Origin of the sequence: Hydrogenophaga sp. UC242_53 (assembly GCF_042696965.1) — a bacterium.
In the GTDB taxonomy this organism is placed as follows: domain Bacteria; phylum Pseudomonadota; class Gammaproteobacteria; order Burkholderiales; family Burkholderiaceae_C; genus Hydrogenophaga.
The window spans coordinates 2,267,962-2,282,063 of the sequence record NZ_CP170552.1 but is presented as its reverse complement, the minus strand read 5'-3'; the positions used below and the strand labels follow the sequence as shown (position 1 = coordinate 2,282,063).

Below are 14,102 nucleotides of genomic sequence, written 5' to 3'. Positions count from 1 at the left end.
TAGTGCCACCGGACGCGGGTGGCCTTGAGGGTGCGAACGATTATGTCTCAGGCCCATGTGCGGCCCTCTGAAGGGACCGACCATTCGGCCCCTGCCCATGCCGTCCAGCCAGTCGGGCCCGATTCCTCTCCCTGATGCACAAATTCTGTGGATAACTTTGTGAAAAACTCACCCGCGATGCGCACGAAACCCCGGCCTGGAAGGGCCGGCGACACGTCGATCACAAAACAGGCACTGCAAATGTCTTTGGAATCAAGGCTCTTGGCGGCATCGCGCGGCGCCATTGAAGGGTGTTTCAGCATCGCCAGCAACGGCGCGGCTTGTGGACACATTTGCCCCGGAGATGCGCGTGGCTGAATCCTTGTTCGATGCCGATCAGCCGTCCGCGCGGCGTGTGTGGGCAGTTGGCCCGCTGATGCGAGCCGTGGCCGACACCGTCTCGGCCCGATTCAATCCGGTGGCGGTTCGGGGGGAGCTTTCGGGCTTTTCGAGGGCGGCCAGCGGCCATTGTTATTTTTCGCTCAAGGACGAGATCGGCCAGGTGCGTTGCGCCATGTTCAGGCGCTCGGCCGAGCAGTTCAGTTTTGCCCCGCGCGATGGCCAGCTGGTCGAGGCGCGTGGCAAGCTCGATGTCTACGGTGCGCGCGGCGATCTGCAGCTCATTGTCGAGTCGCTGCAGCCCGCGGGGCAGGGCGCGCTGTTCGAACAATTCCTCAAGCTCAAGGCCCAGCTGGAGGCCGAGGGCCTGTTCGAGGAGGCCCGCAAACGTCCGCTGCCCGTGCAGCCGCGCAGCATCGGCATCGTCACGTCCCTGGGTGCGGCGGCCTTGCGCGATGTGGTCACGGCGTTGAAGCGGCGGGTGCCCCATATTCCGGTGGTCATCTACCCGGCGGCCGTGCAGGGCGCGCAGGCGCCTGCCGAGCTGTGCGCCGCGCTGCAAACCGCTTACCAGCGGCATGCGGACACCGGCGAGAGCGAGGTGCTGCTGCTCGTGCGCGGAGGCGGGTCGCTGGAAGACCTGTGGTCGTTCAACGACCCGGTGCTGGTGCGCACCATCGCGCAGGCCCCGATGCCCGTGGTGTGCGGCGTCGGACACGAGACCGACTTCACTTTGGCCGATTTCGTGGCCGACCTGCGCGCGCCCACGCCGACCGCGGCGGCCGAGCTGTGCGCACCCACGAAAGTGCAGCGCCTAGGCGAACTGGCCTACCTGCAGGAGCGCCTGAACGATGGCGCCTATTCGGACATCGATCAGCGCGGTCAGCGGCTTGACCGCCTGGCCCAGCGCCTGGGGCGGCCCTCCGGGCGCATCCACGACAGCCTGCGGCACCTGGCCAGTCTGGAGCACGGCTTGCAGCGCAGTGGTTCGCTGGCGATCCAGCGCCAGCACAACCGCCTGCAGACCTTGCAGACCCAGTTGCCGCCATCCTTGCAGCGCGCGCTGCAAGCGCAGCGGCAGCGGTTGCAGCGCGGCCAGACCGCGCTGGGCCTGCTCGATCCGCAACTCGTGCTGCAGCGGGGCTATGCCTTTCTCACCGACGAGCATGGTGCTGCGCTCACGCGCGCCGCTCAGGCCCGGCCCGGGCAGCCGCTGCGCGCGACGCTGGCCGATGGCTCGCTGGACGTGAGGGTGGAAGGCTGAATCCCTGAGGGCCGAGAAACCCTGATCGCTCTGCCGTCACTGGCCTTGCCTACAATGCGGAGGCCCGATTGCCTTGTGCTCCGCTTCCCGCGGCCAAGCGCGCCATTTCACAACACCAACGCAAGAGGAACCCCATGGAACACACCCTGCCCAAACTGCCTTACGACCTGGACGCCCTGGCCCCGCACTACAGCCGCGAGACGCTCGAGTACCACCACGGCAAGCACCACAACGCGTATGTGGTCAACCTGAACAACCTGCAAAAGGGCACGGAGTTCGAGAACATGGACCTCGAGTCCATCATCAAGAAGTCCAGCGGCGGCATCTACAACAACTCGGCCCAGATCTGGAACCACACCTTCTTCTGGAACTGCATGAAGCCCAACGGTGGCGGTGAGCCTTCCGGCGCGCTGGCCGCGGCCATCACGGCCAAGTGGGGCAGCTATGCCGCCTTCAAGGAAGCCTTCGTCAAGTCCGCCGTGGGCAACTTCGGCTCGGGCTGGACCTGGCTGGTGAAGAAGGCTGACGGCTCGGTCGACATCGTCAACATGGGCGCCGCCGGCACCCCGCTGACCACGGGCGACAAGGCCCTGCTGACCGTGGACGTGTGGGAACACGCCTACTACATCGACTACCGCAACCTGCGTCCCAAGTTCGTCGAGACCTTCCTCGACAAACTGGTGAACTGGTCGTTCGCCGAAGCCAACTTCGCCTGATCGCATGCGCCAGCATCAAGGGCTCGGAGGGTGACCTTCGGGCCCTTTTTGCTGTCTGGCGGCATGAAAGCATGCAAATTTTTTTGCGCGTGTTTTGTATTGTGGGAATGTGATCCCAAAAACGAAGGCCTGGCCCTTGCGCTGAAAGCACAATCACGGGATACCGGTCACCGTGTCCGCGCCACCGGCCTGGATGCCGATCGGCATCGCACCCTACAACCTCTGGAGATAAGCAATGAGCAGCCAGCAACCCACCATCATCTACACCCTGACGGACGAGGCCCCCTTGCTGCGCACCAGTGCGTTTCTCCCTGTCATCCGCACCTTCGCAGCGCCCGCAGGCATCAACGTCACCACCGCCGACATCTCCGTGGCGGGGCGCGTGCTGGCGGCTTTCCCTGAGTGCCTGACCGAGGAACAGCGCGTCAGCGACGACCTCGCCGCGCTGGGCAAGCTCACGCTCAAGCCCGAGGCCAACATCATCAAGCTGCCCAACATCAGCGCGTCGGTGGCCCAGCTCATGTCGTGCATCAAGGAGCTGCAGGCCAAGGGCTACAAGATTCCGGACTACCCCGAGAATCCCAAGACCGACGAAGAAAAGGACATCCGCGCGCGCTACTCCAAGTGCACCGGCAGCGCAGTGAACCCGGTGCTGCGCGAAGGCAACTCGGACCGGCGCGCCCCCCGCGCGGTGAAGGAATACGCCCGCAAGAACCCGCACAGCATGGGTGAGTGGAGCCAGGCTTCACGCTCGCACGTCTCGCACATGCACCACGGCGACTTCTACCACGGTGAGAAGTCCATGACCCTGGACAAGGCGCGCGACGTCAAGATGGAGCTGATCACCAAGAGCGGCAAGACCATCGTGCTCAAGCCCAAGGTCTCGCTGCTGGATCGCGAGGTGATCGACTCGATGTTCATGAGCAAGAAGGCGCTGCTGGCCTTCTACGAAAAGGAGATCGAGGACGCGCGCAAGACCGGCGTGATGTTCTCGCTGCACGTCAAGGCCACCATGATGAAGGTGTCGCACCCCATCGTGTTCGGCCATTGCGTGCGCATCTTCTACCGCGACGCCTTCGAGAAACACGGCAAGCTGTTCGATGAACTGGGCGTGAACGTCAACAACGGCATGGTGGATCTGTACAACAAGATCGCCACGCTGCCGCAGAGCAAGCAGGACGAGATCAAGCGCGACCTGCACGCCTGCCACGAAGGCCGCCCCGAGCTGGCGATGGTCGATTCGGCCAAGGGCATCACCAACTTCCATTCGCCCAACGACGTGATCGTCGACGCTTCCATGCCGGCGATGATCCGCAACAGCGGCAAGATGTGGGGCGCTGATGGCCGCCTGAAGGACGTCAAGGCCGTGATGCCCGAATCGACCTTCGCCCGCATCTACCAGGAGATGATCAACTTCTGCAAGTGGCACGGCGCGTTCGATCCCAAGACCATGGGTACCGTGCCCAACGTGGGCCTGATGGCCCAGCAGGCCGAGGAGTACGGTTCGCACGACAAGACCTTCGAGATCCCCGAAGACGGCGTGGCCAACATCACCGACCTGGCCACCGGCGAGGTGCTGATGAGCCAGGACGTGGAGCAGGGCGACATCTGGCGCATGTGCCAGGTCAAGGACGCTGCCATCCGCGACTGGGTCAAGCTGGCCGTGACCCGCGCGCGCAACTCGGGCATGCCCGTGGTGTTCTGGCTCGACGCCTACCGCCCGCACGAAGCCCAGCTGATCACCAAGGTCAAGATGTACCTGCACGAGCACAACACGGCAGGTCTGGACATCCAGATCATGAGCCAGGTGCGCGCCATGCGCTACACGCTGGAGCGCGTGATCCGCGGGCAGGACACCATCAGCGCCACCGGCAACATCCTGCGCGACTACCTGACCGACCTGTTCCCCATCATGGAACTGGGCACCAGCGCCAAGATGCTGTCCATCGTGCCCCTGATGGCCGGTGGCGGCATGTACGAGACCGGTGCCGGCGGCTCCGCGCCCAAGCACGTGCAACAGCTGGTGGAAGAGAACCACCTGCGCTGGGATTCGCTGGGTGAGTTCCTGGCCCTGGCCGTGAGCTTCGAAGACCTGGGCCTCAAGAACAACAATGCCCAGGCCAAACTGCTGGCCAAGACCCTGGACGCGGCCACCGGCAAGCTGCTGGACAACAACAAGAACCCGTCGCCCAAGACCGGTCAGCTCGACAACCGCGGCAGCCAGTTTTACCTGGCGCTGTACTGGGCGCAGGAGCTGGCTGCGCAGACCGAGGACAAGGCGCTGGCGGAGAAGTTCGCACCGCTGGCCAAGGCGCTGGCCGACAACGAGAAGACCATCGTCAAGGAACTGGCCGACGTGCAGGGCAAGCCGGTCGACATCGGCGGCTACTACAAGCCCGATTTCGCCAAGCTGGAAGCCATCATGCGCCCCAGCAAGACGTTCAACGCGGCGCTGGCTTTGCTGAAGTCCTGACGCAAAAAAGGCCACCGGAAACGGTGGCCTTTTTCTTTTCGGGGGTTACTTGATGAACGGGGCGCCGCTCAGGCGCGAGCCGGCCTTGATGCCGCGCTTGTCGAACCAGCCCTGGTGCATCTCGAGCACGTAGCGCACCGGCTTGGCCGAGCAGTGCGAGTCCAGGCTCTGGGGCTGCATGTTCGCCAGGTTGACGATGGTGCCGTCGTCGGCCACGAAGGCGGCGGTCAGCGGCAGCAGCGTGTTCTTCATCCAGAAGCACTGACCGGAGGGCTGTTCAAACACGAACAGCATGCCCTCGTTGACCGGCATGTCCTTGCGGAACATGAGGCCCACGGCACGTTCCTGAGGGGTGGCGGCCACCTGGGCCTGGATCAGGTGCATGCCGGCCGACAGGCCGACGCGCGGCAGCTGAAGCTGAGGACCTTCCTGGGACCAGGCTGGCCCCGACAGCAGGAAGAACAGGCAGATCAGGGGCGTGAGCAGGCGTTTCATGCGGTGAGGCGGGTGAGTCGGGTCAGGCCCGCATTGTCCGCCATCGTGGCACGGCCGGGCGGGGGCTGAAGCTCCGAGTCTAGAATTCGCGCTCTTGTTCCCTTCCTCAGCCCTCTGGATTCCCATCGACATGTACCAGCACATCCGCGTGCCCGCCCAAGGTCAGAAGATCGCCGTCAATGCCGACATGTCGCTCCAGGTGCCTGACGAACCCATCGTGCCTTACATCGAAGGCGACGGCACCGGCCTGGACATCACGCCGGTGATGCTCAAGGTGGTGGACGCCGCCGTGGCCAAGGCCTATGGTGGCCGCCGGAAAATCCACTGGATGGAGGTCTATGTCGGCCAGAAGGCCACCCAGGTCTACGGGCCGGACGTCTGGCTGCCGGAGGAAACCCTGGACGCCTTGCGCGCCCACGTGGTGTCCATCAAAGGGCCCTTGTCCACGCCTGCCGGTGGGCCGTTCCGCTCGCTGAACGTGGCGCTGCGCCAGGCGCTCGACCTCTATGTCTGCCTGCGTCCTGTGCAGTACTTCGAGGGCGTTCCGTCGCCGCTGAAGGAGCCCGAGAAAACCAACATGGTGGTGTTCCGAGAGAACTCGGAAGACATCTATGCGGGGATCGAGTACGAGGCGGGCTCTCCCCAGGCGCAAAGCCTGATCCGCCTGCTTCAGGTCGAAATGGGCGTGACCACCATCCGTTTCCCGGCCACGTCGGGCATCGGCATCAAGACGGTGTCCAAGGAGGGCACCGAGCGCCTGATGCGCAAGGCGATCCAGTACGCCATCGACCACGACAAGCCCAGTGTGACCATCGTGCACAAGGGCAACATCATGCGCTACACGGAAGGCGGCTTCCGCGACTGGGCCTACGCGCTGGCCCAGAAGGAATTCGGTGCGGCCTTGCTCGACGGCGGGCCGTGGTGCCAGTTCCGCAACCCGAAGACCGGCCGGGACATCCTCATCAAGGATTGTTTCGCCGACGACTTCCTTCAGCAGATCCTGCTGCGCCCGCTGGACTTCTCGGTGGTGCGCAGCGCTCAACCTCAACGGCGACTACATCGCCGACGCGCTGGCGGCGCAGGTGGGCGGCATCGGCATCGCGCCGGGTGCCAACCTGTCCGATTCCCTGGCGTGCTTCGAGCCCACCCACGGCCCCGTGCCCAGGTTCGCAGGCAAGGACTACGCCAACCCATGCGCCGAAATCCTCGCCGCCGAGATGATGCTTCGGCACCTGGGCTGGAAGGAGGCCGCCGACGTGGTCATCTCCGCCCTGCGCAGCGCCATCGGCAGCAAGCAGGTCACCCACGACTTCGCCCGGCTGATGTCCGGCGCCACCCAGGTCAGCTGCTCCGGTTTTGGCGACGTGATGATCGAGAGCATGTAAATCGCGCCCGGGCGGCCAAATCCATTCCCTCGCCCGGGCGTGCGGTGGGAAGAAGCGCACGAATGCCGCCCAACTCGGTGGTTTTCAAGCCAGCTTTCGCTTCACAATGAGGCATGGCTGATGCAGGTTGCCACACCCCCCGCCGACCCGAAGGCAATGCTGTTTCGGGCCGTTGGAAGGCTGTTGTATTCCCGCACGATGCGGCGGTGCAATGCGCACCGCTAGAATCATTTTCATGCGCACCCAGAACCCCAAGAAACCGCCCAACCCTGTCGTCTCGCCCCCCAGCACGGGCAGCGACGACTCGGTGGTGCTGGAGCGGCGCGCGCAACGCACCCAACCCCCCCAGATGTTCCAGGTGGTGCTGCTCAACGACGATTTCACGCCAATGGAATTCGTGGTGCACGTCATCCAGGAGTTTTTCAGCAAGGACCGGGAGACCGCCACCCAGATCATGCTCAAGATCCATCTGGAAGGAAAAGGCATCTGCGGCGTGTATTCGCGCGATGTCGCCAGCACCAAAGTGGATCAGGTGCTCCAGGCCGCCCGGGCGGCGGGGCATCCATTGCAATGTCTGAGTGAACCGGTTGAATAAATCCGAATCCACCCCATCTGAGCCCTAGTCAGCCCCTTTTGACCTTTTTGAACCAGACGATTGCCTCTTCGATCACCCAGCCCAAAGGACGTGCCCAATGATTGCCCAGGAACTTGAAGTCAGCTTGCATATGGCCTTTGTCGAGGCCCGGCAGCAGCGGCACGAATTCATCACGGTGGAGCACCTGTTGCTCGCGCTGCTGGACAACCCCAGCGCCGCCGAGGTGTTGCGCGCCTGCTCGGCCAACATCGACGACCTTCGCAAATCCTTGACGAACTTCATCAAGGACAACACCCCGCAGGTGGCCGGCACCGACGAGGTGGACACCCAGCCCACGCTGGGCTTCCAGCGCGTCATCCAGCGCGCCATCATGCACGTGCAGTCCACCGGCAACGGCAAGAAGGAAGTCACCGGCGCCAACGTGCTGGTGGCGATCTTTGGCGAGAAGGACTCGCATGCCGTGTACTACCTGCACCAGCAGGGTGTGACGCGCCTGGATGTGGTGAACTTCATCGCCCACGGCATCCGCAAGAGCGACCCGCCGGAGCCCACCAAGTCGGGCGAAAGCGCGGCCGAGAACGAGGAAGCCAGCGAAGCCAAGGGGAATGAGAAAGCCTCGCCCCTGGAGCAGTTCACCCAGAACCTGAACCAGATGGCCAAGGACGGCAAGATCGATCCGCTGATCGGCCGCGAGTACGAGGTCGAGCGCGTGATCCAGATCCTGTGCCGCCGCCGCAAGAACAACCCGCTGCTGGTGGGTGAAGCCGGTGTGGGCAAGACCGCCATCGCCGAGGGCCTGGCCTGGCGCATCACCCAGGGCGACGTGCCCGAGATCCTCGCCGAGTCGGCCGTCTACTCGCTCGACATGGGCGCTTTGCTGGCCGGTACCAAGTACCGCGGTGATTTCGAACAACGCCTCAAGGGCGTGCTCAAGTCGCTCAAGGACAAGCCCAACGCCATCCTGTTCATCGACGAGATCCACACGCTGATCGGTGCGGGTGCCGCCTCGGGTGGCACGCTGGACGCGTCCAACCTGCTCAAGCCGGCGCTCTCCAGCGGCCAGCTCAAGTGCATCGGCGCCACCACCTTCAGCGAGTACCGCGGCATTTTCGAAAAAGACGCGGCCTTGTCGCGCCGTTTCCAGAAGGTGGACGTGGTCGAGCCGACGGTGGCCGAGACGGTGGACATCCTCAAGGGGCTGAAGTCGCGCTTTGAAGAGCACCATGGCGTGAAATACGCCGTGGCCGCCCTGCAGGCCGCCGCCGAGCTCAGCGCGAAGTACATCAACGACCGCCACCTGCCCGACAAGGCCATCGACGTGATCGACGAGGCCGGCGCCGCCCAGCGCATCCTGCCGGTGTCCAAGCGCAAGAAGACCATCAGCAAGGCCGAGGTCGAGGAAATCGTGGCCAAGATCGCCCGCATTCCCCCGGCGAACGTGTCCAACGACGACCGCAGCAAGCTGCAGACGCTGGAGCGCGACCTCAAGAGCGTGGTGTTCGGCCAGGACAAGGCACTGGAAGTGCTGGCATCGTCGGTCAAGATGGCGCGTTCGGGCCTGGGCAAGGCGGACAAGCCGATTGGTGCCTTCCTGTTCAGCGGCCCCACCGGCGTGGGCAAGACCGAAGCCGCCAAGCAGCTGGCCTACATCATGGGCATCGACCTGATCCGCTTCGACATGTCGGAGTACATGGAGCGCCATGCCGTGAGCCGCCTGATCGGCGCGCCTCCGGGCTATGTGGGCTTCGACCAGGGTGGCCTGCTGACCGAGGCGATCACCAAGAAGCCGCACTGCGTGCTGCTGCTCGACGAGATCGAGAAGGCGCACCCGGACATCTTCAACGTGTTGCTGCAGGTGATGGACCACGGCACCCTGACCGACAACAACGGGCGCAAGGCCGACTTCCGCAACGTCATCATCATCATGACGACGAACGCGGGTGCCGAGACCATGAACAAGGCGACCATCGGCTTCACGAACCCGCGCGAAGCGGGTGACGAGATGGCCGACATCAAGCGCCTGTTCACGCCCGAGTTCCGCAACCGCCTGGATGCGACCGTCAGCTTCAAGGCGCTGGATGAGAACATCATCATGCGCGTGGTCGACAAGTTCCTGCTCCAGCTGGAAACGCAACTGGCCGAGAAGAAGGTCGAGGTCACGTTCACCGACGGGCTGCGCAAGCACCTGGCGAAGAAGGGCTTCGACCCGCTGATGGGCGCGCGTCCGATGCAGCGCCTGATTCAGGACACGATCCGCCGTGCCCTGGCCGACGAACTGCTGTTCGGTCGCCTCACCGAAGGTGGGCGCCTGACGGTGGACATCGAGACCAAGCAGGACGAAGCGGGCAAGGAAACGCAGGAAGTCATGCTCGACATCCAGCCTTTGTCGAAGAAGGAAGGCAAGGCCAAGCCCGAGGAAGCCACGGCGGGCTGAGTTCCGTCGACGTCTGAATGAAAAAGGCCCGGTATGACCGGGCCTTTTTTCTTGGGCGATCGCCGGATCAGCGCTTCTTGCTGCCGCCCAGCAGGCCCCCGAGCATGCCGCGCACGATCTGGCGGCCCAGGCCACTGGCCACGCTGCGGGCCGCGGTTTTGGCGATCGTCTGCACCAGGCCGTCGTATTGCCCGCCACGGGGGCCGGTGCGGCCGAACAGCGCTTCGTTGACCATGTTGCCGAAGCCGCCGCTCTCGGCCGGTGCCTGCTGCTTGTCCGCGCCCGGAATGCGGGGCGTCTTCGCGGCCGAGGACGCTTCGGTGGGTTCCTCCGCGCCGCGTTTTCCGGCGTGGTTGGCAAACATCTCGTAGGCGCTTTCGCGGTCCACCACCTTTTCGTACACGCCCGCCACCAGCGAGTTCTGGCGCAGTTGCTGGCGCTGGGCGTCGGTGATGGGGCCCAGCTGGCTGCCTGGCGGCACCACGAAGACGCGCTCGGTCTCGGTCGGGCGGCCCTTGGGGTCGAGCAGGCTGACCAGGGCTTCGCCCACGGCCAGCTCAGTGATCGCGGCTTCGATGTCCAGCCCCGCCTTGGGGCGCATCGTCTGGGCGGTGGATTTCACGGCCTTCTGGTCGCGGGGCGTGAAGGCGCGCAGCGCGTGCTGCACGCGGTTGCCCAGCTGGCCGAGCACGCTGTCGGGGATGTCCAGCGGGTTCTGTGTGACGAAATAGACCCCCACACCCTTGGAGCGCACCAGCCGCACCACGAGCTCGATGCGCTCGATCAGCACCTTGGGTGCTTCGTTGAACAGCAGGTGGGCCTCGTCGAAGAAGAAGACCAGCTTGGGCTTGTCCGGGTCGCCAATCTCCGGCAGGGTCTCGAACAGCTCGGACAGCATCCACAGCAGGAAGGTGGCGTACAGGCGCGGCGCGTTCATCAGCTTGTCGGCCGCCAGCACGTTGATCACGCCCTTGCCGTCCACCGTCTGCATGAAGTCGGTGATGTCGAGCATGGGCTCGCCGAAGAACTTGTCGCCCCCTTGCTGCTCCACCTGCATCAGCCCGCGCTGGATGGCGCCGATGCTGGCGGCGCTGATGTTGCCGTATTCGGTGGTGAACTGCTTGGCGTTGTCGCCGATGTGCTGCAGCATGGCCCGCAGGTCTTTCATGTCGAGCAGCAGCAGGCCGTTGTCGTCGGCGATCTTGAACACCAGGTTGAGCACGCCGGCCTGGGTGTCGTTGAGGTTGAGCATGCGCGCGAGCAGCAGCGGACCCATGTCGCTGATGGTGGCGCGCACCGGGTGGCCCAGCTCGCCGAACACGTCCCACAGCGTGGTGGGGCAGGCGTGGGAGGCGGGTGGCGTGATGCCCCGGTCTTTCAGGATGGCGCTCATCTTCTCGCCGAAGCTGCCTGGCTGGCTGATGCCGGAGAGGTCGCCCTTGACGTCGGCCATGAACACCGGCACGCCGATGTTCGAGAACTGCTCGGCCAGCGTCTGCAGAGTCACGGTCTTGCCCGTGCCGGTGGCGCCGGTGATCAGGCCATGGCGGTTCGCGAGCCCGGGCAACAGCTGGCAGGTGGTGGTGGCGTTCTGGGCGATCAGCATCGGTTCGGCCATGGCAAGGGTTCCTCAGGGAAGGCGGTTCGGGTGAAAACGTAAAATCGCAGGCTTATTAGATCAAAGCCAGAACGGGCAAAAGGACAATTTCGTGGCCGGACACAGCAAATGGGCAAATATTCAGCACCGCAAGGGTCGCCAGGATGAAAAGCGCGGAAAGATCTGGACGCGCGTGATCCGCGAGATCACCGTGGCGGCCCGCCAGGGCGGCGGGGACCCGGCGATGAACCCGCGCCTGCGGCTGGCCATCGACAAGGCCAAGGCCGCCAACATGCCGGCCGACCGCATCAAGTACAACGTGGACAAGGCCTCGGGCAACCTGGAAGGCCAGGCCCTGGAAGAAATCCGCTACGAAGGCTACGGCATCGGCGGTGCGGCCGTGATCGTCGACACCATGACCGACAACCGCGTGCGCACGGTGGCCGAGGTGCGTCACGCTTTCAGCAAGTACGGCGGCAACCTTGGCACCGATGGCTCGGTGTCGTTCCAGTTCAAGCACTGCGGCCAGCTGGTGTTCGCGCCCGGCACCTCCGAGGACAGGGTCATGGAAATCGCGCTGGAGGCGGGTGCCGACGACGTGATCAGCGACGGCGACGGCGCCATCGAGGTGCTGACCTCGCCGGTGACGTTCGAGGCGGTCCGCAACGCGCTGGAAGCCGCCGGCCTCAAGCCCGAGGTGGCGGAGGTCACGATGCGGGCCGAAAACACCATCGAGCTGACGGGCGACGACGCCGCGCGCATGCAGAAGCTGCTGGACGTGCTGGAGGACCTGGACGACGTGCAGGACGTGTTCCACAACGCCGAAATCGGCGAATAAAGGTCGGCCCGGATGAAAGTACTCGTGATTGGCGGCGGTGGCCGCGAACATGCGCTGGCCTGGAAGCTGGCCCAGGCCGAAGGTGTGCAACAGGTTTTCGTGGCGCCCGGCAATGCCGGCACCGCGCGCGACCCGGCGCTGACGAACCTCGATATCACCGACAAGGCGGCGCTGCGTGCCTGGGCGCAAGGGCAGGGCGTCGCCCTCACGGTGGTGGGCCCGGAGGCGCCCCTGGCGGCTGGCGTGGTGGATGAATTCCGCGCCCATGGCATGCCGATCTTCGGCCCGACCAAGGCCGCCGCGCAGCTGGAGAGCTCCAAGGCGTTCTCCAAGGCCTTCATGCAGCGCCATGGCATTCCCACGGCGAAGTACCAGACCTTCACCGATCCGGCCGCCGCGCACGCCTACGTGGACACCGAGGGCGCGCCCATCGTGATCAAGGCCGATGGCCTGGCCGCCGGCAAGGGCGTGGTGGTGGCGATGACGGCGGCCGAGGCGCACGAGGCGATCGACTTCATGCTGGTCGACAACACCCTGGGCGTGGCCCACAACGAGGGTGGCGCGCGCGTCGTGATCGAGGAATTCCTCGTGGGTGAGGAAGCCAGCTTCATCGTGCTGTGCGACGGCGAGCACGCCTTGGCCCTGGCGACCAGCCAGGACCACAAGCGCCTGATGGACGCCGACCAGGGCCCCAACACCGGTGGCATGGGGGCGTACTCCCCCGCACCGGTGGTCACGCCGGCGGTGCACGAGCGCGCCATGAACGAGGTGATCCTGCCCACGCTGCGGGGCATGAAGGCCGATGGCATTCCCTACACAGGTTTCCTCTACGCGGGTCTGATGATCACGCCCGACGGGCAGGTCAAGACGCTGGAGTTCAACTGCCGCATGGGCGACCCGGAGACGCAGCCCATCATGATGCGGCTGCGCAGCAACCTGGCCCAGGTCCTGTTGTCCGCCACCCGTGGCGAGCTCGATCATGTGGCGCTGGACTGGGACCCACGGGTGGCGCTGGGCGTGGTGCTGGCCGCCGCCGGTTACCCGCTGAGCCCGCGCAAGGGCGATGCCATCACCGGCCTGCCGGCCGACGAAGCCGATCGCATGGTCTTCCATGCCGGCACCAGCGGCGCGCCGGGCGCGGTGCAGGTGTCGGGCGGGCGCGTGCTCTGCGTGACGGCGCTGGCGGGCTCCGTGGCCGATGCCCGGCAACGCGCCTACGAGGTGGTGGACGCCATCCACTTCGACGGCATGCAGTGCCGCCGCGACATCGGGTACCGCGCACTTTGAACCCCTCCGCCGACTACCCCGGGCCGCACGCGGTCCGGTTTCGTGGTTCTTCGCTGTCGCGCTGGCTGCTGTCCCGTCTGGGTTGGCAGCTGCGCTTTGATGGTTTTCCGCGCCTGCAGGGCGTTGCGCAGTCGTCTATCCCCACACCAGCAACTGGGACTTCGTCGTGATGCTGCTGGCCAAGTGGGCCATTGGCGTGCCGGCGCGCTTCTGGGGCAAGGACACGCTGTTCCGCGTGCCCGTGCTGGGTGCCTGGATGCGGTGGCTGGGTGGCATCCCGCTCGATCGCCAGTCGCCTCGCGGCGTGGTGGGGGAGATGGTCGCCTTGATGACCCGGCATCGGCAGGAGGGACGCCTGCTGTGGCTGGCGCTCTCGCCCGAAGGCACGCGCCGGCGCGCGCCAGGATGGCGCAGCGGCTTCTACCAGGTGGCGGTGGGGGCGGACGTGCCCGTGGCCCTGATCCAGCTCGATTACAGTCGCAAGCAGGTGAACGTCACCGACTTCATTCGCCTGAGCGGCGACGAGGCGGCGGACTACGCCCGCATGGCCGCGTCGTACGAGAGCGTGCGCGGCCTGCATCCCGAACTCGCCAGCCCCGTGCAACCTTTGTCCAGGCCCCTTTCCGTCGATCCGGCATGA

At 65.2% G+C, this 14,102-nt stretch carries 11 protein-coding genes and 1 pseudogene; 9 read left to right on the top strand and 3 right to left on the bottom strand.

Going from position 1 to position 14,102, the window contains the following annotated elements; translation table 11 throughout:
- Positions 1-47 precede the first annotated feature (47 nt).
- A complete protein-coding gene (locus ACFJI0_RS11365; RefSeq protein ID WP_382325007.1) occupies positions 48-311 on the bottom strand; it encodes a hypothetical protein in 264 nt (87 codons plus the stop codon).
- A 32-nt stretch (positions 312-343) separates the two neighbouring features.
- Between ACFJI0_RS11365 and xseA the strand changes: the two genes are divergently transcribed.
- The 3 genes from xseA to ACFJI0_RS11350 all read left to right on the top strand — a co-directional run bounded on the left by xseA (position 344) and on the right by ACFJI0_RS11350 (position 4,831).
- Complete coding sequence (gene xseA / locus ACFJI0_RS11360; RefSeq protein WP_382325005.1) at positions 344-1,642, top strand: exodeoxyribonuclease VII large subunit; 1,299 nt, start codon at positions 344-346, stop codon at positions 1,640-1,642.
- Positions 1,643-1,776: 134 nt separating this feature from the next.
- Positions 1,777-2,358 (top strand): superoxide dismutase, encoded by a 582-nt coding sequence (locus tag ACFJI0_RS11355; RefSeq protein ID WP_291117076.1) that lies wholly within the window; start codon positions 1,777-1,779, stop codon positions 2,356-2,358.
- Positions 2,359-2,593: 235 nt separating this feature from the next.
- Positions 2,594-4,831, top strand: a complete 2,238-nt coding sequence (locus tag ACFJI0_RS11350) for an NADP-dependent isocitrate dehydrogenase (protein ID WP_382325003.1) — start codon at positions 2,594-2,596, stop codon at positions 4,829-4,831.
- A 45-nt stretch (positions 4,832-4,876) separates the two neighbouring features.
- Here the strand turns inward: ACFJI0_RS11350 and ACFJI0_RS11345 are convergent, their stop codons facing one another.
- Complete coding sequence (locus ACFJI0_RS11345; protein ID WP_382325001.1) at positions 4,877-5,326, bottom strand: DUF192 domain-containing protein; 450 nt, start codon at positions 5,324-5,326, stop codon at positions 4,877-4,879.
- Positions 5,327-5,456: 130 nt separating this feature from the next.
- Between ACFJI0_RS11345 and icd the strand changes: the two are divergent.
- The 3 genes and pseudogenes from icd (at position 5,457) to clpA (ending at position 9,740) form a co-directional block, all read left to right on the top strand.
- Positions 5,457-6,711: pseudogene (icd, locus tag ACFJI0_RS11340) on the top strand (NADP-dependent isocitrate dehydrogenase).
- Between the two features lie 235 nt (positions 6,712-6,946).
- Entirely contained in the window at positions 6,947-7,306 is a 360-nt protein-coding gene (gene clpS / locus ACFJI0_RS11335) for an ATP-dependent Clp protease adapter ClpS (protein ID WP_382324999.1), read from the top strand.
- 97 nt (positions 7,307-7,403) lie between these two features.
- The gene (gene clpA / locus ACFJI0_RS11330; protein WP_291117064.1) at positions 7,404-9,740 is read left to right on the top strand and encodes an ATP-dependent Clp protease ATP-binding subunit ClpA; all 2,337 of its coding nucleotides are present in this window, start codon (positions 7,404-7,406) and stop codon (positions 9,738-9,740) included.
- Between the two features lie 67 nt (positions 9,741-9,807).
- Here clpA and ACFJI0_RS11325 read toward each other — a convergent pair whose 3' ends face one another.
- Positions 9,808-11,358 carry a helicase HerA-like C-terminal domain-containing protein gene (locus ACFJI0_RS11325; protein WP_382324997.1) on the bottom strand — a complete coding sequence of 517 codons (1,551 nt, stop codon included), beginning with the start codon at positions 11,356-11,358 and terminating at the stop codon, positions 9,808-9,810.
- Between the two features lie 91 nt (positions 11,359-11,449).
- Between ACFJI0_RS11325 and ACFJI0_RS11320 the strand changes: the two genes are divergently transcribed.
- The 3 genes from ACFJI0_RS11320 to ACFJI0_RS11310 all read left to right on the top strand — a co-directional run bounded on the left by ACFJI0_RS11320 (position 11,450) and on the right by ACFJI0_RS11310 (position 14,102).
- Complete coding sequence (locus ACFJI0_RS11320) at positions 11,450-12,175, top strand: YebC/PmpR family DNA-binding transcriptional regulator (RefSeq protein WP_382324995.1); 726 nt, start codon at positions 11,450-11,452, stop codon at positions 12,173-12,175.
- Positions 12,176-12,187: 12 nt separating this feature from the next.
- Positions 12,188-13,462, top strand: coding sequence for a phosphoribosylamine--glycine ligase (purD, locus tag ACFJI0_RS11315; RefSeq protein WP_382324993.1), 1,275 nt, complete (start codon positions 12,188-12,190; stop codon positions 13,460-13,462).
- A gap of 169 nt (positions 13,463-13,631) precedes the next feature.
- Positions 13,632-14,102 (top strand): 1-acyl-sn-glycerol-3-phosphate acyltransferase, encoded by a 471-nt coding sequence (locus ACFJI0_RS11310; RefSeq protein ID WP_382324991.1) that lies wholly within the window; start codon positions 13,632-13,634, stop codon positions 14,100-14,102.